Source organism: Halomonas denitrificans (assembly GCF_003056305.1).
Taxonomy (GTDB): domain Bacteria; phylum Pseudomonadota; class Gammaproteobacteria; order Pseudomonadales; family Halomonadaceae; genus Halomonas; species Halomonas denitrificans.
This window is the reverse complement of record NZ_PYVX01000002.1, coordinates 277,846-300,919: the sequence shown is the minus strand read 5'-3', so window position 1 is coordinate 300,919 and position 23,074 is coordinate 277,846. Positions and strand designations below refer to the sequence as shown.

At 71.0% G+C, this 23,074-nt stretch carries 24 protein-coding genes; 14 read left to right on the top strand and 10 right to left on the bottom strand.

Features of this window, described 5'->3' with window-relative positions; translation table 11 throughout:
• Window positions 1-19 precede the first annotated feature (19 nt).
• Entirely contained in the window at window positions 20-895 is an 876-nt protein-coding gene (locus C9F13_RS07500) for a LysR substrate-binding domain-containing protein (protein WP_108445619.1), read from the bottom strand.
• 108 nt (window positions 896-1,003) lie between these two features.
• On the opposite strand from C9F13_RS07500, the gene C9F13_RS07495 reads away from it, so the two are divergent.
• The gene (locus C9F13_RS07495; RefSeq protein WP_108445618.1) at window positions 1,004-2,176 is read left to right on the top strand and encodes a TauD/TfdA family dioxygenase; all 1,173 of its coding nucleotides are present in this window, start codon (window positions 1,004-1,006) and stop codon (window positions 2,174-2,176) included.
• Between the two features lie 97 nt (window positions 2,177-2,273).
• On the top strand, window positions 2,274-2,954 hold the full coding sequence (locus tag C9F13_RS07490) for a TVP38/TMEM64 family protein (protein WP_108445617.1): 681 nt from the start codon (window positions 2,274-2,276) through the stop codon (window positions 2,952-2,954).
• Window positions 2,955-2,957: 3 nt separating this feature from the next.
• Here C9F13_RS07490 and C9F13_RS07485 read toward each other — a convergent pair whose 3' ends face one another.
• Both C9F13_RS07485 and C9F13_RS07480 read right to left on the bottom strand, forming a co-directional pair.
• On the bottom strand, window positions 2,958-4,286 hold the full coding sequence (locus C9F13_RS07485) for a glycosyltransferase (protein WP_108445616.1): 1,329 nt from the start codon (window positions 4,284-4,286) through the stop codon (window positions 2,958-2,960).
• Window positions 4,283-5,233 carry a LysR family transcriptional regulator gene (locus tag C9F13_RS07480; protein ID WP_108445615.1) on the bottom strand — a complete coding sequence of 317 codons (951 nt, stop codon included), beginning with the start codon at window positions 5,231-5,233 and terminating at the stop codon, window positions 4,283-4,285. The genes C9F13_RS07485 and C9F13_RS07480 overlap by 4 nt, the downstream gene beginning before the upstream one ends.
• Window positions 5,234-5,338: 105 nt before the next feature.
• On the opposite strand from C9F13_RS07480, the gene C9F13_RS07475 reads away from it, so the two are divergent.
• On the top strand, window positions 5,339-6,412 hold the full coding sequence (locus C9F13_RS07475) for a tartrate dehydrogenase (RefSeq protein WP_108445614.1): 1,074 nt from the start codon (window positions 5,339-5,341) through the stop codon (window positions 6,410-6,412).
• 76 nt (window positions 6,413-6,488) lie between these two features.
• Here C9F13_RS07475 and wrbA read toward each other — a convergent pair whose 3' ends face one another.
• A complete protein-coding gene (wrbA, locus tag C9F13_RS07470; protein WP_108445613.1) occupies window positions 6,489-7,085 on the bottom strand; it encodes an NAD(P)H:quinone oxidoreductase in 597 nt (198 codons plus the stop codon).
• 92 nt (window positions 7,086-7,177) lie between these two features.
• Window positions 7,178-8,065 (bottom strand): class I SAM-dependent methyltransferase, encoded by an 888-nt coding sequence (locus C9F13_RS07465; RefSeq protein ID WP_108445612.1) that lies wholly within the window; start codon window positions 8,063-8,065, stop codon window positions 7,178-7,180.
• Between the two features lie 139 nt (window positions 8,066-8,204).
• Between C9F13_RS07465 and C9F13_RS07460 the strand changes: the two genes are divergently transcribed.
• From C9F13_RS07460 to C9F13_RS07435, 6 genes are all read left to right on the top strand, one after another.
• Window positions 8,205-8,744, top strand: a complete 540-nt coding sequence (locus C9F13_RS07460; protein WP_108445611.1) for a lipocalin family protein — start codon at window positions 8,205-8,207, stop codon at window positions 8,742-8,744.
• Window positions 8,745-8,884: 140 nt separating this feature from the next.
• Complete coding sequence (locus C9F13_RS07455) at window positions 8,885-9,871, top strand: succinylglutamate desuccinylase (RefSeq protein WP_108445610.1); 987 nt, start codon at window positions 8,885-8,887, stop codon at window positions 9,869-9,871.
• A gap of 397 nt (window positions 9,872-10,268) precedes the next feature.
• A complete protein-coding gene (locus C9F13_RS07450) occupies window positions 10,269-11,039 on the top strand; it encodes an ABC transporter ATP-binding protein (RefSeq protein WP_108445609.1) in 771 nt (256 codons plus the stop codon).
• A 28-nt stretch (window positions 11,040-11,067) separates the two neighbouring features.
• Window positions 11,068-11,772 carry an ABC transporter permease gene (locus C9F13_RS07445; protein WP_108445608.1) on the top strand — a complete coding sequence of 235 codons (705 nt, stop codon included), beginning with the start codon at window positions 11,068-11,070 and terminating at the stop codon, window positions 11,770-11,772.
• Window positions 11,772-12,503 carry an ABC transporter permease gene (locus C9F13_RS07440; protein ID WP_108445607.1) on the top strand — a complete coding sequence of 244 codons (732 nt, stop codon included), beginning with the start codon at window positions 11,772-11,774 and terminating at the stop codon, window positions 12,501-12,503. Before C9F13_RS07445 ends, C9F13_RS07440 begins: the two co-directional genes overlap by 1 nt.
• A 150-nt stretch (window positions 12,504-12,653) precedes the next feature.
• The gene (locus C9F13_RS07435) at window positions 12,654-13,418 is read left to right on the top strand and encodes a transporter substrate-binding domain-containing protein (protein ID WP_108445606.1); all 765 of its coding nucleotides are present in this window, start codon (window positions 12,654-12,656) and stop codon (window positions 13,416-13,418) included.
• A 116-nt stretch (window positions 13,419-13,534) separates the two neighbouring features.
• On the opposite strand, the gene C9F13_RS07430 is transcribed toward C9F13_RS07435, so the two are convergent.
• The gene (locus C9F13_RS07430; RefSeq protein WP_108445605.1) at window positions 13,535-14,254 is read right to left on the bottom strand and encodes a glutamine amidotransferase-related protein; all 720 of its coding nucleotides are present in this window, start codon (window positions 14,252-14,254) and stop codon (window positions 13,535-13,537) included.
• A gap of 127 nt (window positions 14,255-14,381) precedes the next feature.
• Here C9F13_RS07430 and C9F13_RS07425 point away from each other — a divergent pair, with 127 nt between their 5' ends.
• The gene (locus C9F13_RS07425) at window positions 14,382-15,191 is read left to right on the top strand and encodes a TraX family protein (protein WP_108445604.1); all 810 of its coding nucleotides are present in this window, start codon (window positions 14,382-14,384) and stop codon (window positions 15,189-15,191) included.
• Here the strand turns inward: C9F13_RS07425 and C9F13_RS07420 are convergent.
• Window positions 15,165-16,070 carry a LysR substrate-binding domain-containing protein gene (locus C9F13_RS07420; protein WP_245888726.1) on the bottom strand — a complete coding sequence of 302 codons (906 nt, stop codon included), beginning with the start codon at window positions 16,068-16,070 and terminating at the stop codon, window positions 15,165-15,167. The genes C9F13_RS07425 and C9F13_RS07420 overlap by 27 nt on opposite strands.
• Before the next feature lie 111 nt (window positions 16,071-16,181).
• On the opposite strand from C9F13_RS07420, the gene C9F13_RS07415 reads away from it, so the two are divergent.
• The gene (locus C9F13_RS07415; RefSeq protein ID WP_108445602.1) at window positions 16,182-17,177 is read left to right on the top strand and encodes a YeiH family protein; all 996 of its coding nucleotides are present in this window, start codon (window positions 16,182-16,184) and stop codon (window positions 17,175-17,177) included.
• Window positions 17,178-17,249: 72 nt separating this feature from the next.
• Here C9F13_RS07415 and C9F13_RS07410 read toward each other — a convergent pair whose 3' ends face one another.
• Entirely contained in the window at window positions 17,250-18,461 is a 1,212-nt protein-coding gene (locus C9F13_RS07410) for a cation:proton antiporter (RefSeq protein ID WP_108445601.1), read from the bottom strand.
• Between the two features lie 191 nt (window positions 18,462-18,652).
• On the opposite strand from C9F13_RS07410, the gene C9F13_RS07405 reads away from it, so the two are divergent.
• Together C9F13_RS07405 and C9F13_RS07400 are read left to right on the top strand one after the other, a co-directional pair.
• On the top strand, window positions 18,653-20,092 hold the full coding sequence (locus C9F13_RS07405) for an ethylbenzene dehydrogenase-related protein (protein WP_108445600.1): 1,440 nt from the start codon (window positions 18,653-18,655) through the stop codon (window positions 20,090-20,092).
• Window positions 20,089-20,640 (top strand): DUF2231 domain-containing protein, encoded by a 552-nt coding sequence (locus C9F13_RS07400; protein ID WP_108445599.1) that lies wholly within the window; start codon window positions 20,089-20,091, stop codon window positions 20,638-20,640. The genes C9F13_RS07405 and C9F13_RS07400 overlap by 4 nt, the downstream gene beginning before the upstream one ends.
• 112 nt (window positions 20,641-20,752) lie before the next feature.
• On the opposite strand, the gene C9F13_RS07395 is transcribed toward C9F13_RS07400, so the two are convergent.
• Window positions 20,753-21,865: a 5-(carboxyamino)imidazole ribonucleotide synthase gene (locus C9F13_RS07395; protein WP_108445598.1), complete on the bottom strand. Its 1,113-nt coding sequence runs from the start codon at window positions 21,863-21,865 to the stop codon at window positions 20,753-20,755.
• A 13-nt stretch (window positions 21,866-21,878) separates the two neighbouring features.
• Entirely contained in the window at window positions 21,879-22,391 is a 513-nt protein-coding gene (purE, locus tag C9F13_RS07390; protein WP_108445597.1) for a 5-(carboxyamino)imidazole ribonucleotide mutase, read from the bottom strand.
• 236 nt (window positions 22,392-22,627) lie between these two features.
• On the opposite strand from purE, the gene C9F13_RS07385 reads away from it, so the two are divergent.
• A complete protein-coding gene (locus C9F13_RS07385) occupies window positions 22,628-23,047 on the top strand; it encodes a hypothetical protein (protein WP_108445596.1) in 420 nt (139 codons plus the stop codon).
• Window positions 23,048-23,074 lie beyond the last annotated feature (27 nt).

Below are 23,074 nucleotides of genomic sequence, written 5' to 3'. Positions count from 1 at the left end.
CCAGGCGCCGGCGGTCTCCTCAAGCGTCCAGGGCCAGACGCTCCCTCAGCCAGTCCCAGAGCATCGCCGCCTCCGGCCGGGCGGGCGGGCGCGCCGGGCGTACCAGCCAGAACGACTCATCGCTATCGACCGGCCAATCGAGCGCCGCCACCAGATCGTCGCGGTTCTCCACCAGACGCCGATGGGTCAAGGCGACGCCCTCGCCCAGCGCCGCAAGCGACAGCGTCATGGCCTGGGTATCGCAGGTCAGCGGCGCGCAGCGCGAGGCCAGCGTCGGCACCCCCACGGCCTCCAGCCAGGTGGGCCAGCCCACCTCGAACCCCACGGCATGCAGCAGGGTGTGCTCCGCCAGGTCCTCAGGCTCGGTGATGCGCTCGGCCAGCGCCGGGGCGCACACCGGCAGCATCGTCTCCCTGCCGAGGGAGACCGCCTCCATGCCTGGCCAGTTGCCCTGACCGTAGCGGATCTCCAGATCCGCGCCTTCGGGACCGAAGTCATCCGGCCAGATGGCACTGACGAGCCTCAGCGCCACCTCGGGATGCTCGCGGCGAAAAGCGCACAGGCGCGGCGCCAGCCAGTTCTGCTGCACCACCGGCGTGGTGCGCAGAGTGACCGGCGCCTCCCCGCCGCCGCCGAAGACCTCCTCGGTGCCCTCGGCCAGGCGCGTGAAGCCATCCTGCAGGCACGGCAGCCAGGCCTGCCCCGCCGGGGTCAGGCCGAGGCTGCGAGGATGGCGCACGAAGAGCTTCTGGCCCAGGCGATCCTCGAGCAGGCGCACCCGCTGGCTGATCGCCGCCTGGGTCACGCCCAGCTCCTGGCCGGCGGCAGTGAAGCTCAGGGTGCGCGCCGCCGTCTCGAAGGCCTGCAGCCACAGCAGGGGGGGAAGCCGACTCATGAATAACCTACGCATAAGCTGAATGGGGTCATAGGGGCCAGATTAATCGTTTGTCGGCGTACCGGCCAGCCGCCACCATGAGCGCCTTCGATAAGGGAGGAGCCGATCATGACCGATACGCCGATTGCCGAGGCACGCGCCGTGCTGCCCATGGGCGAACTTGCCCCGCACGCCGAGGGGCCGGCGCTCATCGAGGCCACGGAGGCCGGACGACAGCTGGCCCTTGGCTGGCGCAACGGCGACCGGGCCCGGTTTCCGCTGACCTGGCTGCGCGACCACTGCGCCTGCGCCGAGTGCCGCCACCCGATGACCCGCGAGCGCCTCTACATGGCCCTCGAGGTGCCGGAACGGGCCCCGGCCACGGAGCTCGAGGACGGCAACCTGATCCTGACCTGGGCCGACGGCCACGTCAGCCGCTTCGACGCCGTCTGGCTGCATCAGCGCCGCCCGGGCCAGGCGCGAGAGGATGCCGTGCCGGCTCGCCGCCCCTGGGCCCCGGACTATCGCCCGACCCGCGTCGACCACGCCGACTTCGTGGCCGGCGCAGAGGGCGAGCGCGCCTGGCTCACCGCCCTGCTGCGCGATGGCCTGGTGCTGCTCGAGAACGGCCCGCTGGCCGACGAGGAGGTCAGCCGCCTGGCGGGCCGCATCGGGCCCCTGCGCGCCACCAACTTCGGCGCCCGCTTCGACGTGCAGTCCAAGCCCAACCCGAACAACGCCGCCTACACCGCCATCGGCCTGGCGCTGCACACCGACCTGCCCAACTGGCGCCATCCGCCGGACATCCAGCTGCTCTACTGCCTGGAGAACGACGCCGAGGGCGGCGAGTCCACCTTCTTCGACGGCTTCGCCGCGGCCGAGGCCCTGCGTCGCCAGGACCCGGAGGCGTTCCGCCGGCTGGCCGAGACCGAGATCGACTTCCGCTTCCAGGACGAGGGGCATGACCTCGTGTGGAGCGCGCCGCTGTTCTCCCTCGACGAGCAGGACCGGGTCGTCGAGGTCCGGCTCAACAACTGGATCCGCGACACCCTGCGCCTCCCCCTCGAGGAGATCGATGCCTGGTACGACGCCTACCGCGTGTTCTGGGCGCTGGCACAGGATCCCCGGAACCGGCTCGAGTTCTCCCTGGCCCCGGGCGAGATGGTCGCCTTCGACAACCGCCGGGTGATGCACGGGCGCAACGCCTTCGACCCGAGCACCGGCCGGCGCCACCTGCAAGGCACCTACCTCGACCTCGACATGTGCGAGTCCCGCCTGCGGGTGCTGGCCCGCCAGGCCTGAGGCGGCGGGAGGATCGCGGGCGGGCTCGCGCCGGCGCTTTGGCGCTCGCCCGCGCTGCCGTATGCTTGGGGGCCCCGCCTCCACGGAACCGCGCGACATGAGCCACCGCCTCGTCCTCGTCACCGGCCTGCTGGTCGCCCTCCTGGCCCTCGGCCTGCTCTGGCAGTGGCTCGCCATGCGCGATCTGCTGACGGTGGAGACCCTGATGACGCTGGCGACGGGGGCACTGGCCTGGCGGGACGCCCCCTGGGCGGTCGCGGTGGTGATGGCGGTCTACGCCGGCGCCTCGCTGGTGATGTTCCCGCTCAGCCTGCTGGTGGCGCTCACCGGCCTGCTGTTCGGGCCCTGGTGGGGCTTCGCCTACGCCCTGGCCGGCACCCTGGCCGCCTCGATGCTGACCTGGTGGGTCGGGCGCCGGCTGGGCCGCGAGGCGCTCATGCGCCACGGCGGCCGGCGCCTCAAGGGCCTCTCGCGCTACCTCTCGGGGCGCGGCATCCGCACCATGACCCTGGTCAACCTGCTGCCGCTGGCGCCCTTCACCCTGACCAACATGATGGCCGGGGCCTTCCGCCTGCGCTTTCGCGACTACATGATCGGCTCGCTGCTGGGCATCGCCCCGGGGCTCGCCGGGGTCACCCTGCTGGGCAGCCAGCTGGGGCAGCTGGCCACCGCCGAGAGCCGCGGCGAGCTTTACTGGGCGGTCGGCGGCCTGCTGGTCGGGGTGGCCCTGCTGGTGGGGCTGAAGCGCTGGGCGGACCGGCGCCGCCGCGCCCGCTGAGGGCTACTCCCGCGGCGCCTCGGGCTCGTCCTCCTCGCGGTGGCCGGGCCACCAGGCGGGGCGCTCCTGCTCCCACTCCTCCTGCACCAGGTGGCGCAGCAGGCGCCCGCGATGGCGCAGGATCTGCCACTCGGCGCCCAGCCGATGGCGGATCCGCTCCCAGCCCCCCTCGTCGGCGTGGGTGAAGGGGCCGCCCCGGGCGATCGCCTGGCGATAGACGGCCAGGCAGCGCGCCGCGCAGCGCGCCTCGTCGTAGTCGGCGGCCGTCGCGAGCGCCGCCTCGGCCAGCGGCGCCCGTGCCTCGCGAACGGCCAGCGCCGCCAGCGCCTCGGCCATGGCGTCGAGATCGTCGCCGGCGATCAGCCGGCCGTTGCGGCCCTCGACCACCACCTCGCGCACCCCCGGGGCGTCGAGGGCCACCACCGGCAGCCCGGCCGCCATGGCCTCGGCCACCACCATGCCCTGGGTCTCGCTGTGGGAGGCGAAGGCGAAGACGTCCATGGCGTGGTAGGCGTCGATCAGCGCCTGGCCCTGGAGGCGGCCGGTGAAGTGCAGGCGCTCCGCCACGCCGCGCGCCACCATCACCGCCTCGATGTCGCGCCGCGCGTCGCCCTCGCCCACCACCAGGCAGTGCGCCTCGGGGCGCGCCACCAGCGCGCCGGCCAGCGCCTCGGCCAGGAAGGCCAGGTTCTTCTCCCGGGCCAGGCGCCCCAGGTGGCCCATCACGTAGGCCTCCTCGGGGATGCCGAGCCGCGCGCGCCAGGCGCGGCCGTCGCCCAGGGCGTAGCGCGCGGTGTCCACCCCGCTCGGCACCACGCTGATGGCCGGGTTGGCCTCGCGCCGGCGCAGCAGGTCGCGGATGCTCTCGCTGGGAGCGATCACCTCGTCGCACAGCCAGGTGTACTGGGTGGCGAGCGCCTTGGCGAAGCGCTGCATGCGCGGCGAGTCGCCGGGCACGTAGTGGGTGTAGTGCTCGTAGAGGGTGTGGTGGGTGAAGATCAGCGGGAGGCCGTAGGTCTCGGCGGCCCGGGCGGCGGTATCGCCGAGCAGGAAGGGGTGGTGGGCGTGGACGATGTCCGGCTCGAAGGCCTCGATCTCCTCGTGGAGCTGGCCCGGGATCGGCACCGGCAGCGAGAAGTCGCTGCCGTTGAAGTGCTGCATGGCCACCACCCGCACCACGTCGTCCTCCTCGGCGGGCTGCCCCTCCAGGCGCGGCGCCACCACCAGCACCCGGTGGCCGGAGGCCTGCAGCTGGCGCTTTAGCCGCTGGACCGACTCGCTGACCCCGCCAACGATGGGCAGGTAGGTGTTGGTGAACATCAGCACATTCACGGGAACGGGGCTCCTCGGCGGGCAGTGGCGACATTCTGCAGGGAAGGCAGGCGGCTGGCCATCTCCTGTTCAAGATAGGCAACGAAGGCGCGGATGCGCGCCGGCACGTGGCGATGCTGACGATAGACCGCGTGGAAGTCGGCGCGCACGCCTTGCCACTCGGGCAGCAGCGGCAGCAGCCGACCGCCCGCCAGATGCTCGTGCACGTCCCACCAGGAGCGCAGGACGATGCCGTGACCGTCCAGCGCCAGGCGCATGACCACCTCGCCGTCGTTGCTGGCGAGCGGCCCCGCCACCTTGACCGCCTGCTCGACCTCGGGAGCGTCGCGGCGGTGGAATCGCCACACGGCGAAGTCGCTGTCGTTCTCGCGCAGCAGCAGGCAGGGCAGCGCCGACAGGTCAGCCGGCGAGCGCAGCGCCGGCAGGCTCACCGCGAGCTCGGGCGCGGCACAGAGGATCCGTCGGCTGGCCAGGATCCGGCGGGCCACCAGACGCGAGTCCGGCGGCTCGCCCACGCGAACGCCGATGTCGAAGGCCTGGTCGCCGAGGCTCAGCGGGAAGCCGGAGAGCTCCAACGTCGCCTCGATGCCGGGATGCTCGGAGCAGAAGGCCGAGAGCAGCGGGGCGACGTGACGACGCCCGAAGCCGAAGGTGGCGTTGATCCGCAGCGGGCCGGAGAGTCCGGCGCGATGCGCGCCCAGGGACTCCTCGAGTTCGCCGAGCTCGTCGAGGATCCGACCGCCCTGCGCCAGGTAGCGCTCGCCCTCGGCGGTGAGCGCCAGGCGACGGGTGGTGCGGCGGGCGAGCTCCACCCCCAGCCGCGCCTCCAGTTGCTTGAGGCGCTTGCTCACCGCCGACAGCGAGAGGCCGAGCTCCCGGGCCGTGGCGGTGAGGCTGCCGGCGCGGGCCAGGTGCCGAAAGAAGGCCAGGTCGTCCAGGGGCGACATGCACTCTCCACTTGAGATCAACAATGCATTGAAGAGTAACGCGATTATCTTTCTCGTGTAGAGGACTAGACTGACCGCCATCATCCACGACCCTGGAGTCCCCCCATGACCCACCGTATCGCGGTCCTTCCCGGCGACGGCATCGGCAAGGAGGTGATGCCCGAGGGGCTGCGCGCCCTCGAGGCCGCCGCCGAGCGCTTTCACCTCGACCTCGCCCTCGAGCCCTTCGACTTCGCCAGCTGCGACTACTACCTCGAGCACGGCCAGATGCTGCCCGACGACTGGTTCGAGACGCTCAAGGACCATGACGCCATCTTCTACGGCGCGGTGGGCTGGCCGGAGACGGTGCCCGACCATGTCTCGCTGTGGGGCTCGCTGCTGCAGTTTCGCCGCCGCTTCGATCAGTACGTCAACCTGCGCCCCTGCAAGCTGCTGCCGGGGGTGAAGAGCCCGCTGGCCGGCCGCGCGCCCGGCGACATCGACTTCTACGTGGTGCGCGAGAACACCGAGGGCGAGTACTCCAGCGTCGGCGGCCGGATGTTCGAGGGCACCGAGCGCGAGGTGGTGATCCAGGAGACGGTGATGACCCGCACCGGGGTCGACCGGGTGCTGCAATACGCCTATGAGCTGGCGGCCAGCCGCCCCAGGAAACAGCTCACCTCGGCCACCAAGTCCAACGGCATCGCCATCACCATGCCGTGGTGGGACGAGCGCGTGAAGGCGGTGGGCGAGCGCTACCCCGAGGTCTCGGTGCAGGCGTTCCACATCGACATCCTGGCGGCCAACTTCGTGATGCACCCCGACTGGTTCGACGTGGTGGTGGCGAGCAACCTGTTCGGCGACATCCTCTCCGACCTGGGCCCGGCCTGCACCGGCACCATCGGCGTGGCGCCCTCGGCCAACATCAACCCCGACGGCACCTTCCCGAGCCTCTTCGAGCCGGTGCACGGCAGCGCCCCGGACATCGCCGGGCAGGGCATCGCCAACCCCATCGGCCAGATCTGGTCGGCCGCCATGATGCTCGAGCACCTCGGTCACCCGGACGCCGGCCAGGCCATCGTCGACGCCTTCGAGGCGGTGCTCGCCGAGGGCGATGCCGACCTGCTCACCCCCGACCTGGGCGGCCGCGGCACCACCGAGACCCTCGGGCGCGCCATCGCCGCGCGCATCGCCGGCTGAGGCGGCTCCCGACACGGCAAGGCCCCGCCCGGGCGCGTCGGACGGGGCCTTGGTAACGCCAGCTTTCGCTGGGGGGTTAGCCGGCAAGCTTGGCGGCGATCCCCGCCACGTGCTCGCCCTGGAAGCGGGCGATCTTGAGCTCGCGCTCGTCGGGCTGGCGCGAGCCGTCGCCGCCGGCAATGGTCGAGGCGCCGTAGGGATTGCCACCGCCGGCCTGGTCGAAGATGTACTGCTCGCCGATGCCGTAGCCGAGCGGCGCGATCACCATCCCCTGGTGGGCCAGGGTGTGCCAGAAGGAGGTGATGGTGGTTTCCTGTCCACCGCCGGTGCCGGTGGAGGTGAACACGCTTGCCACCTTGCCGCGCAGCTCGCCCTTGGCCCACAGGCCGCCGGTCTGGTCGAGGAAGTTGCGCATCTGGCCGCTCATGTTGCCGAAGCGCGTGGGGGTGCCGAAGATCACCGCATCGTAGTCGGCCAGCTCCCCGGGCGTCGCCTCGGGGGTATCGAACTGCTGGCCGCCGGCCTTGGCGAAGGCTTCCGGGTCCATGGTTTCCGGCACCCGCTTGACGGTAACCTCCACGCCCGCCACCTGGCGCGCGCCCTCGGCGACGGCCCGCGCGAGGGTGTCGATATGGCCGTACATGGAGTGGTAGAGCACGAGAACCTTCGTCATGACAACCTCCTGTCGCTGACTGATTGACAGCCACAGCATAGAGAGCTCACGTCATGCAAAAAAGCGAAGGTTTTCGTCGGCGCGGTTCGGTTTCATCGATTCCCCCGACGCCACACTCCCTCGAGGATGCGCACCTTCCCGGCAGCCAGGTTGTCGCGCAGGTTGCGCCCCATGAGCGGGAAGTCGTCGCCGAAGATCCGCTCGGGCCCGGGCAGCGGCCCCCCTGGCGCCGGCGCGGCTCCACCGCTCTCGCGCTCGGTGCGGGTTTGCCGCCAGGCCAGCGCCGCCGCGGTGACGTCCTGCACCACCACCGGTACGAAGCCGGCCTCGGCGAGCAGGCGCTCCAGGGCCTCGCGAGAGCGCAGGTGGCTGGTCGCGGCGTCCCGGGCCCAGGGCACCGGCAGGGTCAGCGGCTCGGCATTGTCCCCGGCCACCACCTCGTGCAGCAGCACCCGCCCGCCCGGCACCAGGAGCCGGTGCCATTCGGCCAGCACCGCCGCCGCGTCGGGCATGTTCATCAGTGCATGTTGGCACCAGATCGTCTCGACGCCAGCGTCCGGCAGCGGCACCCGGGCGGCGTCGGCGCACAGGAAGCGCGTGCGCGCCTCGAGCCCGGTGGCCTGGCTCAGCCAGGCGGCCGCCTCGACGAAGGCGGGGGTGAGGTCGAGCCCCGTCACGTCACAGCCGACCTCCGCGGCCAGCAGGCGGCTCGCCCCGCCGGTGCCGCACCCCACGTCGAGCACCCGAGCGCCGGGCGCCAGCTCGCCCAGGGCCACCAGCGACCGGCTGGCCCGCCGCCCACCCAGGTGGAGCTGGTCGATGCCGGCGATCTCGTCGAGGGTCAGCCGGTCCGGGTCGCGTCCCGCGGCGCGAAAGGCCTCGCGCAGCCGCGCCGTCAGGCCTGGCCCGCCGACGGCGCGGGGCGCATCATAGTGGGCCACGAGGGGGCGGGCGGCGAAGCGATCCACGGGGTCGGTCATGGCGGCGTCCTGGCGGCGTGCAGAGGTTGGAGGGCGTCGCCAGTCTAGCCGGCGAAGGCCCGGCACCCCATCGTGCAAAGGTCACAGCCGTCGCCGTGGCCGGCACCACTCGACCATGTCTCGACGAGGAGTCCCCGCGATGTCCCGACCGCTGCTCACCACGGCCCTGCTGGGGCTAGGCCTCGCCGGCTGCACCGGCCTGCCCGAGGGCACCCGCGCCGTCACCGGCTTCGAGCTCGACCGCTACCTCGGCCAGTGGTACGAGATCGCCCGCCTGGATCACGGCTTCGAGGAGGGGCTTGACTGCGTCACCGCCGACTATCGGCGTCGCGACGCGGGCGGCGTGCGGGTGATCAACCGCGGCGTGGACCTCGCCGCCGGCGAGGTGAGCGTCGCCGAGGGCAAGGCCTACACGATCGGCGAGCCGGGCGAGGGGCGGCTGAAGGTGAGCTTCTTCGGCCCCTTCTACGCCGGCTACAACGTGCTCGCCCTGGACGCGGCGTACGACTGGGCCCTGGTGGCCGGCCCCGACCGCGACTACCTGTGGCTCCTCTCGCGCACCCCCGAGCTCGCACCAGCCACCTACCAGGCGCTGGTCGAGCAAGCCCGGGCCCTCGACTTCCCGGTGGAGGGGCTGATCGAGGTGGAACAGGGCGAGGCCTGCGCCGCCTGGCGCTGAGGAAATTTCACTCTGGGCCCCGTCACTTTCATCCGACCGACGCGGGGCCTTGAGTCCGCCGGGCCAGGACGGGAAGGTGTCGGCGGATGCAACGAGACCAACGACGGGTGCTGAGGGGCCCTCCGAGACGAGAGGTGAACATGCTGTCTGAGTGGCTGGACCAGGGACTGGAGGGGCGCACGCCCGCGACTCGCGAGGGCCGCGTGCCCGGCGGGCGTTTCCGGCTGCTCGCCCCCGGGGTGCTCGAGCTCGCGCCGGATGCCTGCGCCGACGAGGCCCGGGCCTGCGTGCTCTCGGTGGGCATCCACGGCAACGAGACCGCGCCCATCGAGCTCGTGGGCGCGCTCCTCGCGCGGCTCGAGGCGGGCCTGCTGACGCTTGGCGCGCCGCTGCTGGTGCTGCTCGGCAATCCGGAGGCGATCCGCCGCGGCGAGCGCTTCGTCGCGACCAACCTCAACCGGCTGTTCCGGCGCGACCTCGACGAGGCGGGTGACGAGCCCGACCGGGCCCGGACGCTGATGGGCGAGGTCGACGCCTTCTACGGTCGCCACGCCTCGCTTGCCCCGCTGCACTACGACCTGCACACGGCGATCCGCGACAGCCGCTTCCCGCGCTTCGTGGTCGAGCCCTTCGGCGACACGCCGACGCCGCCGGCCCAGTGGCAGTGGCTGGCCGGCGCCGATATCCAGGCGGTGCTCCACCAGCACCGCCACAGCTGGACCTTCTCGCACTACTCGAAGCACTACCACGGCGCGGTGGCCTTCACCCTGGAGCTGGGCCGCGCCCTGCCCTTCGGCGCCAACGACCTCGCCCCCCTGGCTCCCATGGGCCGGCTGCTCGAGGCGCTGGTCGAGGGCCGCGCGCCCGAGCGCGACGACCCGGCGCGCATGGCCTTCTTCCGCGCCGAGCACGAGCTGATGCGCCAGGACACCGACTTCCGGCTCTGCTTCCCCGACGACACGCCGAACTTCACCGAATTCGCGCCGGGCACCCGGCTCGCCGAGGATGCCAGCGCCGGCGCCTTCGACGTCGGCGAGACGCCGCTGTCGGTGGTCTTCCCCAATGCCAAGGTCGAGATCGGCGCCCGGGCGGCGCTGCTGGTGGTCCCGAGCCCGCCGCCGGCCTGATGGCCCGGCCCCGCCCGGGGGCCATGCCCGACCCCCATCACGGACAATAACAACAGACAGGAGACACCCCATGACCCATGCCCCGCGCCCCCTGGATCACGCCGGACTCGCCGAGACGTCGTGGCCCCCTGCCGGAATGTCTCCGGCCTGTTAGAATCGCCTCCTTTTTGATCGCCGATCCGCTGTCGCGGGCCCGCGATGATCGCGTCGCGCATCTCGCAGGCCTCTGTGATGCCCGGCCCCACGTTGATCATCGGCCCCGGGCCATCACGCCGCGGCGGCGATCAAGGACCTATGTTGATCACGGAAGCATGCTGGTCACAGACCTGCGATGATCGCAGCCCCGCGCCGGCCGATCCTCGATGCGGCAGACCACCCACGATCTGGAGCCCGTTTCATGGCCGATACCCCGATTCCGCTGGAAGTGCGCAATATCACCAAGCGCTTCGGCGATACCGAAGTCCTCAAGGGCCTCTCCCTGAAGGCCCACAAGGGCGATGTGATCACCCTGATCGGAGCCTCCGGCTCCGGCAAGAGTACCTTCCTGCGCTGCATGAACCTGCTCGAGCAGCCCAACGAGGGCGACCTGATCGTCCACGGCGAACAGATCCGCTTCAAGGAGACCAAGCACGGCCGCGAGCCGGCCGACTGGAAGCAGGTGGTGCGCATGCGCGCCAAGCTCTCCATGGTCTTCCAGGGCTTCAACCTCTGGGCCCACATGACGTTGCTCGAGAACATCATCGAGGCCCCGGTCCACGTGCTCGGCAAGCCCAAGCAGGAGGCGATCGCCCATGCCCGCGAGCTGCTCGAGCGGGTCGGCCTCGCCGAGCGCGCCGACTACTACCCGGCCCAGATGTCCGGCGGCCAGCAGCAACGCGGCGCCATCGCCCGGGCGCTGGCCATGGACCCGGAGGTGATGCTGTTCGACGAGCCCACCTCGGCGCTGGATCCGGAGCTCGTGGGCGACGTCCTCAAGGTGATGCGCGACCTCGCCAAGGAGGGGCGCACCATGATCGTGGTGACCCACGAGATGGCCTTCGCCCGGGATGTCTCCACCCAGGTGATCTATCTGCACCAGGGCCAGGTCGAGGAGGCCGGACCGCCCGACGAGGTGCTCGGCAACCCCCGCTCCGAGCGCCTCAAGCAGTTCCTGGCGCCCAAGCACTGATGGGCCGGCTCGGGACAAGGAGAGAGACATGATCGACCTGCATGGCTACGGCCCGCGCCTCTTCGAGGGCGCCATGATCACCATCCAGCTGGGGGTGCTCTCCCTGGCGCTGGCCATCGTGCTGGGGCTTCTCACCGCCAGCGCCAAGATGTCGCGCAGCTGGGTGGCCCACCGCATCGGCACCCTCTACACCACCATCATCCGCGGCGTGCCGGACCTGGTGCTGATGATGCTGCTGTTCTTCGGCGGCCAGATCGGCATCAACCAGATCACCGATGCCCTCTACAACCACTTCGGGATCGACATCTTCATCAACGTCAACGAGTTCGTGGCGGGGGTGCTCACCATCGGCCTGATCTTCGGCGCCTACATGGGCGAGACCTTCCGTGGCGCCTTCCTGGCCGTCGACAGCGGCCAGATCGAGGCGGGCCGCGCCTACGGCATGAACCAGTGGCTGGTGTTCCGGCGCATCCGCTTCCCGCAGATGATGCGCCATGCGATCCCGGGGCTCTCCAACAACTGGATGGTGCTGCTCAAGACCACCGCGCTGGTCTCGGTGATCGGGCTCTCGGACATGGTCCGCGTGGCCGCCGAGGCTTCCAAGGCGACCCGCGAGCCGTTCACCTTCATGATCATCGTGGCCGCCATCTACCTGCTGATCGCCAGCGTCTCCGAGTGGGGCTTCGCGCGGCTGCAGAAACGCTATAACGTCGGCTACCGGGAGGCAGACTGATGGACGCCCTGATGACCTGGCTGGAGGCCCGGCTGGCCGACAACAGCATCTTCACCCTGCAGACCCTCGGCTACTACGGCGAGGGCCTGGTCACCACCGTGCAGCTGGTGTTCCTGTCGCTGATCATCGGCCTGGTGCTGGCGGTGCCGCTGGCCATCGGCCGCGGCTCGACGTACCGCTGGGTGAGCCTGCCGATCTTCCTCTACTGCTACGTGTTCCGCGGCACGCCGCTGCTGGTCCAGCTCTACCTGATCTACTACGGCGTGGTCTTCGTCGAAGGCATCCAGGAGACCTGGCTGTGGGTGATCCTCGAGGAGCCCTTCGTGCCGGCGCTGATCGCCTTCACCCTCAATACCGCGGCCTACACCACCGAGATCTTCCGTGGCGCCATCAAGTCCACGGATCGCGGCGAGATCGAGGCGGCGCGCGCCTACGGCATGTCCAAGGGACTGATGCTACGGCGCATCGTGCTGCCCAGCGCCTTCCGCCGGGCGCTGCCGGCCTACGGCAACGAGGTGATCTTCATGCTCCACGCCAGCGCCATCGCCAGCGTAGTCACCATCATGGACCTCACCGGCGCGGCGCGCTTCGTCTATGCGCGCTTCTACGCGCCCTTCGATGCCTTCCTGTTCGTGGCGGCGATCTACCTCTGCCTCACCTTCGCGATCCTCTACCTGTTCCGCTACCTGGAAAGGCGGCTGCTGGCGCACCTCAAGCCGGCCAGCGGCTGACCGTCGACGACAAGGAGCGTCAAACAAGCGTTGGAAGCGGGCGCTCGAATCACGCGCTCGCCCCTTCCGATGGACCCGATCATCGAATATCGTGATCGAGTCAGCACCCACAAGGTGAACGCACCAACAACAGGGACAACCCCCATGAAAATGAACCACCTCCTGAGTCTCGGCGTCATCGGCGCCACCCTGATCGCCGGCAGCGCCAACGCCGAGGTCCGCGACATTCGCATCGGCGTCGACGTGCCCTACGAGCCCATGGAGTTCCGCACCCCCGAGGGCGAGCTGACCGGCTTCGACATCGACCTGGGCAACGCCCTGTGTGCCGAGATCGGCATCCAGTGCGAGTGGGTCGTGCAGGGCTGGGACGGCATCATCCCCGGCCTGCAGGCGCGCAAGTACGACGCCATCATGTCCTCCATGACCATCAACGAGCAGCGTCGCGAGCAGGTGCTGTTCTCCGACCCCTACATCACGCCGCCCTCGGCCTGGTTCGCTCCCGCCGACGTCGAGATCGGCACTCCGTCCGACGAGACCCTCGAGGGCCTGACCCTCGGCGTGCAGCGCGGCACCCTGCAGGACAACTACGTCACCGACATGTACGGCGACGTGGCCGAGGTCAACCGCTACGCCACCGCCGACGACATGGTGCTGGACATGGACTCCGGCCGCCTCGACGCCGCCTTCCTCGACTTCCCGATCGGCAAGTCCACCCTGCTCGAGAGCGGCGCCGGCGACTACAAGGTGGTCGGCGAGAAGGTCACCGAGCCCAAGGAGTACTTCGGCGAGGGCTTCGGCATCGCCTTCCGCCAGCGTGACAAGGAACTGGCCGCCGCCTTCAACGAGGCCCTGGCCACCCTCAAGGCCGACGGTACCTACGACGAGATCCACGCCAAGTACTTCGGCGAGGACTGAGTCCAAGGGCGCCACGCGCCGACCCTCCGACAACGACCGGGGCCCGCAGGGGCCCCGGTCGTGCGTTGGGGCGTCGAGCGAGCAGCGCCGCGGCTGTCGGCCGGGCGCTAGCGGCGCTAGCGGCGTGAAGCGATCGCCCGGCGCAGGAAGGCCAGGATCCAGCGCACCATCAGGGTATCGTCCACCGGGGCCGAGAGGGACGCCTCGCCCTGGCGCACCCGATGGTGACCGACCTGGTCGGCGCGAAGCGCCATCAGGTCACGGGAATAGGCCTTGGTGAACTCGGGGTGGCCCTGCACGCCGAGGAAGTGCTCGCCGAGCTGCATCAGGTAGCAGGGGCAGAAGTCGCTGCCGCCGAGCACCCGCGCCCCCGGGGGCAGGCGCGCCACCTGGTCCTGGTGGCTGACCAGCAGGTCGAGGCCGGGCTGCCAGGGCACCATCCAGTCGGCGCGCTCGGTCACCCGGTTGAACGAGAGGCCCACGCCCCAGCCCCGCTCGCTCTTCACCACCTCGCCGCCCAGGGCCTGGGCCATCAGCTGGTGGCCGAAGCAGATGCCGACCAGCGGCTTGCCCGCGGCCCACAGGTCGCGCACGAAGGCCTCCAGCGCGGCGAGCCAGGGCCGCGCGTCGTTGACCCCGAACTTCGATCCCGTGGTCATCCAGGCGTCCACCGCCTCGGGATCGTCGGGGATCTCGCCGTCGAGGCAGCGCCAGACGCGAAACGCGAGGGTCGGGTCGACGCGATGGAAGAGCGCCTCGAACATCGCGGGATAGTTGCCGTGGACCTCGCGCAGCTCGGGCGCCACGTCATCGCACTGCAGCAGTCCGATCACCATCGCCTGCCCCTCCTTCACCGTGGCGATCCGGCGACGCGCGAGCCCCGCGCCTGTTGCCGAATCGCGACCCGGAACTCCCTCGCGGGCCTCGGGTCCATGCGGTTCCCATCCACTCAGCGAGGTTCCGATGACTCAGCCGCAAAGTGCCGCCTTCCGAACCGCCGCCGTGCACCGTCCTTCGTCCACCTGGACCGGCTGGGGCCAGTGGCTGGCCCTGGTCACCATGACGGTGGATCACCTGGCCCGCTACGTCGTCCCCGACGACTGGGGGCTGGGCTGGGCCGGCTCCTCCATCGGCCGCATCGCCTTCCCCCTCTTCGCCGCCATGGTCGCCTGGCACGGTCTCTTCAACACCCGCAACCCGCTGCGCTACGCGCGGCGCATCCTGGTGATCGGCCTGGTGGCCCAGCTGCCCTACATGCTGATGCCCCGGGAGGCGGATGGCCTGATCCTCAACATCTGCTTCACCCTCTCCCTCGGCCTGACCGGCGGCGTCTGGCTGCAGGCCCTCAGGGAGCGCCTCGAACGCGGCGCGCTCGGCGTCCCGCGCCTGGCCGCCGAGGTCGGCCTCGCCGTCGCCGCCTGGGCCGCGGCCGGTCCCTGGGTCGAGTATAGCCACCTGGGCCTGCTGATGATCCCGTTCTACATGGTCGCCATGCGGGCCCTGCACGAGGGCGGCGAGGCCCTCGCCGAGCGCCTCGCCGCCACCGCCATGGCCCTGCCGGTGCTGACGGTGGCCGGGCTGATGAACAGCTCCGACATGGCCAAGTCCTTCACCGTCGCCACCTGCCTGGCGATCCTGCTGCTGGCCGCCGGTGCCCACCGCCTGCCCCCGGCCGTGCCGTTCACCATGCCGCGCCGGCTGTGGCTCGGCTGGTACCCCGGGCACTTCGCGGCCATCGCCCTGTGGCTAGGGCTCAGCGGCGGGCTGGCCTGAGTGGCGGGCCTCCACCAGGAACACCTTGAAGGCCTGCCATAGCGGGCTGCGATAGCGCTGCGGGTGCCAGACCAGGGAGAAGGTGCGGCGCAGTCGCAGCGGCGTCTCCAGGGCGATCAATTCGCCACGCTCGAGCTCGCCGGCCACGCTCAGCCGCGACAGGCAGCCGAGCCCCAGGCCGGCCCGCACCGCCTGCTTGATCGCCTCGTGCTGACCGAGCTCCATGCGCACCTTGGGCGGCGCACCCCGGGCGCGCATCGCCTGCTCGAAGACGCCGCGGGTGCCCGAGCCGGTCTCGCGCAGGATCCAGTCGGCCTCGGCCAGCGCCGCCTCGTCGAGCCGGCCGCGCCGGGCCAGCGCATGGCCCGGTGCGGCCACCACCACCATGCGGTCCTCGCACCAGGGCTCGCTGGCCAGCGCCGGCTCACGACACTCCCCCTCGATCAGCCCCAGGTCCGCCTCCAGGCGCAGCACGTCGGTGATCACCTCGAAGGTGTTGCGCAGCCTGAGCCGCAGGTCCGCCGCCGGGTGCGCCTCGCTGAAGCGGCCGGCCAGGGCCGGCAGCAGGTAGGTGCCCACGGTGGCGCTGGCGGAGACGCTGAGCACGCCCTGCAGCCGCCCCTCGGGCTCGGTGGCCTCGGCCACGAAGCCGGCGACGCCGTCCAGCAGCTCCTCGGCCCGGGGCAGCAGCCGGCGCCCCAGGTCGTTGAGGTGCAGGCGGCGCCCCAGCCGCTCGAAGAGCGCGATCCCCAGGTGCCGCTCGAGGTCCGAGAGCGCCTGGCTGGTCGCCGACTGGGAGAGGCTGAGCTCGACGGCGGCCGCGCTGACCGTGCCGAGTCGCGCCACCGCGGCGAAGACCTGCAGCTGTCGAAAACTCACCGTGGGAGTCATATCGGTTTTTCCGAAAAGCCAGTTCGTTATTAACTGATAACCATACGACCTGAGCCTCGCCTAGCATAGCCCCGATCATTCCCTCGAGAGGAGAGCATCATGAGGCAAGGCCTGGCGGTCTGTACCGCCCTGACCGTCGTTGGCTTCGGACTGGCGCAACTCCCCCTGCTGGCCGGCGCCGGCATCAGCCCCCTGGTGGTGGCGCTGCTGCTGGGCATCCTGGTTGGCAACACCCCGCTGGCCGGGCGCCTTCAGCACACCGCCCCGGGGCTCAAGTTCGCCACCCGCTGGCTGCTGCGCAGCGGCATCGTGCTGTTCGGCCTTTCGCTGACCCTGCAGCAGGTCGCCGCCCTGGGCCCCCGGGTGCTGATGCTCGACGTGCTGGTGATCACGAGCGTGCTGGTCACCGGCTACCTGATCGGCACCCGGGTGCTGGGCATGGACCGCGAGACCACCCTGCTGACCAGCGCCGGCAGCGCCATCTGCGGCGCCGCCGCGGTGCTGGCCACCGAATCGACCATCCGCTCGCGCCCGGCGGCCACCTCCATGGCGGTGGCCACGGTGGTGCTGTTCGGCTCGCTGGCGATGCTGCTCTACCCGCTGCTCTATCCGCTGCTGGGCATGGAGGAGGGCCTCTACGGCGTCTATATCGGCGCCACCGTTCACGAGGTCGCCCAGGTGGTGGCCGCCGGCGAGGCGGTGGGCCCCGATGCCCTGGCCAACGCGGTGATCGTCAAGCTGGTGCGGGTGATGCTGCTGGTGCCCTTCCTGCTGATCGTCGGCCAGTGGTGGATGCGCCGCCGCGAGGGCGGCGAGGCGCAGGCGGCCGGCGGCGGCCTGGTGATCCCCTGGTTCGCCTTCGGCTTCATGGCCATGGTGGTCTTCAACAGCTTCGTGCGCCTGCCCGCCCCCCTCCACGACGGCCTGGTGCTGGCCGGCCAGCTGGCGCTGACCATGGCCATGGCGGCGCTGGGCTACGAGACCCGGATCGAGAAGCTGAAAAGCCTCGGCCTGCGCCCCTTCATCCTGGCACTGACGCTGTTCGTGCTGCTGCTCGGCGGCGGTTTCCTGGCCAGCCGCCTGCTGATGGGCTGAATGACGCGGCGGCGTCCTTCGCCGATCGACCCTCGAGTCGGCCGCCCCGGTTGGCGGCCGTTTTCGTATCCGCTATCTCAGCACCCGCCGCACCAGCACGGGCCCGAGGATCTCGAAGACCACCGTCGAGCCCACCACCGCGGAGAGCAGCAGAGACCCGTAGGCGGGGAACTGCTCGGCGGCGAGCAGCGCCATGCCCATCGCCACCCCGGCCTGGGGCGTCAGGGCCAGGCCGATGTTGCGCGGCAGCTCCGCCTGGCGCTCCCGCGCCAGGCGCACCCCCAGCATCCCGCCCAGGTAGCGCCCCAGCAGGCGCAGCAGGATGTAGGCCAGGGTCAGGCCGAGGGCGTCGTCCAGGTGATAGAGGTCGATGCTGGCCCCGGAGAGCACGAAGAAGAAGACCAGGAAGGGCCACTCGATGTGCTCGATCTCGTTGAAGGAGCGGGTGTGGTGGGTGGAGAGGTTGGCGACCAGCACCCCGGTGATCATCGCGGCCAGCAGCGACGAGACCCCCAGCCAAGCCGAGAGCCCGGCCAGCAGCAGGATCAGCGCCAGGGCCTCGACCTGAGTCGGCTCGCCGGGTTTCAGCCGCCCGGTCAGCCAGGCGGCGGGCAGGCCCACCGCGGCGCCGAGTAGCAGCGCGCCGCCCAGCTCCCAGCCGGCCTCCAGCAGGGCCCGCTCGCCGCCCCCGGCACCGGAGAGCCCCCAGCCCAGACCCGCCATGGCCAGGCCGAAGACCACGATGCCCCAGCCGTCGTCGATGGCCACGATCCCCAGCAGCAGCCGCGCGCGCAGCCGGCTGTCGCCGCTGGCGTGCACCGTCTCCTGGACGGCCGCCGGATCGGTGGCCACCGAGATCGCCGCCAGCGACACCGCGACCACCAGCGGGAAGCCCAGCGCCAGCAGGCCGACGCCGACGGCCAGGGCGCCCACCCCGATCACCGAGAGCGACAGGATCAGCAGCAGCGGACCGATGCTCTGCAGGCGCTCGCGGGTCAGCTCGCCGCCGAGCAGGAAGGCCACCATCACCAGCGCCACCTGGATCAGCGGCTCGCCGAGGCCGTCCAGGGGGCGAGGCTCCGGCGCCCCGAGCACCCACTGCTGGATGACGGCCACGCCCACGCCGACCATCACCAGCAGCGAGATGCGCGGCAGCCGGGTGCGCCGTGCCACGGCATCGGCGAAGATGCTCGAGGAGAGAATCACCCCCAGCAGGATCAGCGCCGTCGCGCTGGGCGACACCGCCACCGGCAGCCAGGCCTGCACGCCGCTTCCCGTTTCCATCACCGTCTCCCGCTCCCCGTGGCCGTCCTGCCCCGCTGACGTCGCCACCTAGCATGCCACGGCGGGGACGCTCGCTGCGACGGCCGTGCCGCCGCCCGGCGATTGCTTGACCTGCATCAATCCCTCTCCGCGATCCCGGTCCACACTGAGGATGGGCCGCATCGGTCCTTACCGCCGATTCAGGAGGTCATATGGCGCGTCACGACAAGGCTGTCAGGCCCTGGCTGGTCCTGGGGCTGCCCGCCGCCCTAGGGCTCGCGTGGGTCACCCAGGGCAGCGGCGTGGTCGGCAACGACCCCGAGCGCAACATCGTCATTCCCGACGCGCTGACCATGCCGCTGCAGGTCCAGGCCGCGTACAACGACGAGCGGATCTTCTTCCGCTATCGCTGGCCCGCCGAGCAGCCCCACGTCTACCACGACATGCTGCGCTTCGAGGATGGCGAATGGATCCGCCACGGCAGATCCATCCCGGGCCCCAGCCCCGACGGCACCTACGAGGACCGGGTCGCCATGCTGGTGGACGACGGCGGCGTGCCCGAGTTCGGTCGCTACGGCGGCTACATCACCGCCGGCGACCGGATGCGCTTCTTCAGCGACTCGGCCAGCCCCGCCGAGGTCGCCGAGCACCCCCGCCTCGGCCAGGAGATGGGCAAGAACGACGTGCGCAAGTACCTGCCGGCCACCCGCCGCGACCAGAACGACTGGCGCAGCGTCGAGGACGCCGAGGTGCTCGCCGCCCAGCGCGAGGCCGGCTACTTCCTCGACCTCTGGCACTGGCGCGCCGGGCGCTCCAACCCCATCGGCGCCTCCGACGACCAGTGGGTGGGCGAGTATCGCAACAGCGACGCCGGCACGGGTCCCTACACCACCAACTGGGACGACGAGGCCGAGCAGCCGCGCTGGATGCTCGATCCCGACGAGACCGGCCGGCGGGCCCTGCGCTGGGAAGAGGTGATCTCCGGCGAGGTCGATTTCGACGGCGTCTACTACCTCTCCGAGGAGAACCGCACCGACTTCGACCCCGACCACGACTGGCAGGACGGCGACGTGATCCCCCGGCGCCTGCTGCGCACCCCCGACGGCTCGCGGGGCAGCATCGCCGTGCACGGCCAGGCCCGCTGGGAGGACGGCTACTGGGACGTGACCCTGGTGCGCGACCTGGACACCGGCCACCCGCTGGACGACAAGATCCTCCACGACCAGGGGGTCTACGACGTCGCCATCGCCGTGTACCGCAACGCCACCGGCAGCCGTTGGCACTATGTCTCCCACCCCTACACCCTGGGGCTCGGCCGCGAGGCGGACCTCCAGGCCACCGCCTTTCGCGGCAGCGCCCCCGCGTGGGACGACACCTGGTTCGACATGACCCTGTTCTACCCCGGCCAGGTCGACTGGCCGCTGCTGATCAGCGAGGCCCACGCCGGCGCCGACGACATCGCCCTGGGCACTCCGGTGCGCGCCCGCCACGGCGAGGCGCAGCTGGCCCGCTACGGGGTGGAAATGGAGTTCAACGACGCCATCACCGCGCGCTGGTGGATGACCCTGGCGGCCGGCCTGATCGCCATGCTCGGCGTGACCCTGGCCCTGCTCCCCGCCTTCCGCCCGACGCCTCGAGGAGACCGCTCATGACCGGCATTCACCACATGCTCGTGCACTTCCCGCTGGGCTTCTGGGCCCTCGCGACCCTGATGACCCTGGTCGGCGCCCTGCTGCCCGGGCGGCTGGCCGAGCTGAGCCGCGCCGCCCTGCTGCCGGTGCTGGTGCTCGGCCTGCTCGGCGGCCTGGCCGCCGTCGTCTCGGGCTTTCTGGTCTGGCCGCTGGCGGCCCATACCCACAGCCCCCTGGGGCGCAATCACCTGCTGATGTCGCTGTGGTCGCTGGGCATCTTCACCATGCTCACCGTGCTGGTCTGGCGGGCCGGGGCCGCCGCCTTCGACGGCGCGCGACGCTGGGTGCTGGTGCTGCTCGCCTTGATCGGCGGGCTCTTCTTCGCCGCCACCGGCACCATCGGCGGCCACCTGGTCGGCGCGCCGACGGCATTCTCCGAGGTGCTCGGCCTGATGGGCTGGGAGGTCTACACCACCTTCTACAGCCCGCTGTGGGTGATCGCCGTGATGGTGCTCATCGGGGTGGGCTGCGCGTTCCTGGGCGTGAAGGGGCGCCGCGGGAACGCCTGACTCGCCACCCTCCCGCCAGACGGCAGAAGGCCCCGCTCGTGCGGGGCCTTCTCGTTGCCGGCGGGGTCGCCCCGCCCTGTTTGAAGCAGGGCTAGTCGACGCTTAAGCGCGGCTAGTCAAAGCTGAAGCGAGGCGCGGGCGCGTCGGGCAGCAGGGCCGCGCAGGCGCGCACCCGCTCGAGCAGCTCGTCGTGGGTCGGCGCCAGCAGGTTGACGTGGGCCAGCTTGCGCCCGGGGCGCTCGGCCTTGTCGTAGCGGTGCAGGTGGGCATCCGGCAGGGCGAGGAGCTCGGCCGCCTCCCCTTCCCGGCCGATCACGTTGACCATGCAGGTGGGCATGCGCGCCGCGGTGTCGCCCAGCGGCAGGCCCTGAATGGCCCGCAGGTGGTTCTCGAACTGGCTGGTCACCGCGCCGTCCATGGTCCAGTGGCCGGAGTTGTGCACCCGGGGCGCCATCTCGTTGGCCAGCAGCGCGCCGTCGCGGGTCTGGAAGAGCTCCAGGGTCAGCACGCCCACGTAGTCGAGCTCATCGAGCAGCGCGCGAATGTAGCCGTCGGCGGTCTGCTGCACGCCGTCGTCGAGGTCCGGCATCGGCGCGATGGAGTAGCGCAGGATGCCGTCCACGTGCTGGTTCTCGGCCATCGGGTAGAAGACCACCTCGCCGTCGCGGCCGCGCACGGCGATGATCGACACCTCGCGCACGAAGTCGACGAAGGCCTCGACGATCAGCCGTGGGTGGTTGATCGTGCGCCAGGCCTCGACGGCCTCGCTCGGGTCCTTCACCACCGCCTGGCCCTTGCCGTCGTAGCCCTCGGTGACCGACTTGGCGACCACCGGCGTGCCCAGTTCCCGGGCCGCCGCCTCGAGCTCGACGGCGCTCTCCACCAGGCGGTAGGCGGGCGTGGGGATCGCCAGGCGGTCGAACAGCGCCTTCTCCTCGGCGCGGTTCTGGCAGACGCGGATCGCCTCGCTGGAGGGATAGACCGGCTTGTGCTCCTCGATGGCCTGGACCAGCGGCACCGGCAGGTGCTCGAACTCGTAGGTGACCAGGTCCACCTGCTCGAGGAAGCTCGCCAGGTGCTTCTGGTCGGTATCGATGATCACCTCGCCGATGCCGACGCTGGGGTGGCCGGTGGTGTCGAGGAAGGTGAAGCGGTTGGCCAGCGGATAGCCCGCCAGGGCCAGCATGCGGCCCAGCTGGCCGGCTCCCAGTACGCCGATGTTCATGGGCTCTCTCCTGTCACTCGGCCGCGGGGCGCGGGTCGGGGTTGTCGAGCACGGTCTCGGTCTGCTCGGCGCGGAAGGCCTCCACGGCGCGGCGCACCTCGTCGTCCTGCAGGGCGACCACCTGGGCGGCCAGCAACCCGGCGTTGGTCGCGCCGGCCTTGCCGATGGCCAGGGTGCCCACGGCCACGCCGCCGGGCATCTGCACGATGGAGAGCAGCGAATCCAGCCCCTTGAGCGCCTTGGACTCCACCGGCACGCCGAACACCGGCAGCGCGGTCTGGGAGGCCACCATGCCGGGCAGGTGGGCGGCGCCGCCGGCGCCGGCGATGATCACCGAGAGGCCGCGCCCGGCGGCCTGCTTGGCGTAGTCGAAGAGCAGGTCCGGCGTGCGGTGGGCGGAGACCACGCGGGTCTCACAGGGCACGCCCAGGCGCTCGAGCATCGCCACGGCATGCTCCATGACGGGCCAGTCCGACTTCGACCCCATGATCACGCCGACCTTCGGCGACTGCTTCGATGACGACATCTGCGACTCCTGGCAAGAAAGAACGACGAAAGGGCCACGGGGCAGGCACCACGTGGCACGGTCAAAAATGGAAGGCCAACATTCTAGCAGAGGGCGACGCCCGCTTCCTTACCCGAGAGCGACCGTCGCCTACGCGCGACAACACTTTCACCCTGAGTGCCAGTTTGGCTGCTAGGGTCATTGAGTGAAGGGCAAAGGAACACGCCCAGCGGATCCCCCCAACGATGGAGAGAGTCATGAAACAGCCACTGATCCTGATCGCCGCCCTGTCCACCGCCCTGCTGCTCGCCGGCTGCGACGACGGCAGCGACACCGCCGCCGAAGAGGCCGCCGAGACCGAGGCGCAGATCGAGCAGGAGATGCAGCAGGCCGCCGACGAGACGGGCGAGGCCCTGGACGACGCCGCCGCGGAGGTCGAAGAGGCCACCGAGGAGGCCGCCAGCGAGACCGAAGACGCCATGCAGGCCACCGAGGAGGCCACCGACGAGGCAATGAGCGAGGCCGGAGACGCCATGGAGGCCGCCGGCGAGACCACCGAAGAGGCCGCCGACGCGGCGATGGACGAGGCCGAAGACGCCGCGGACGCCACCGAAGAGGCGACCGAGGAGGCGGTGGACGAGGCCGAGGAAGCCGTCGACGGCGACGCCACCTACTGAGCGTGACGCACACTCCCAAAAGGCCCC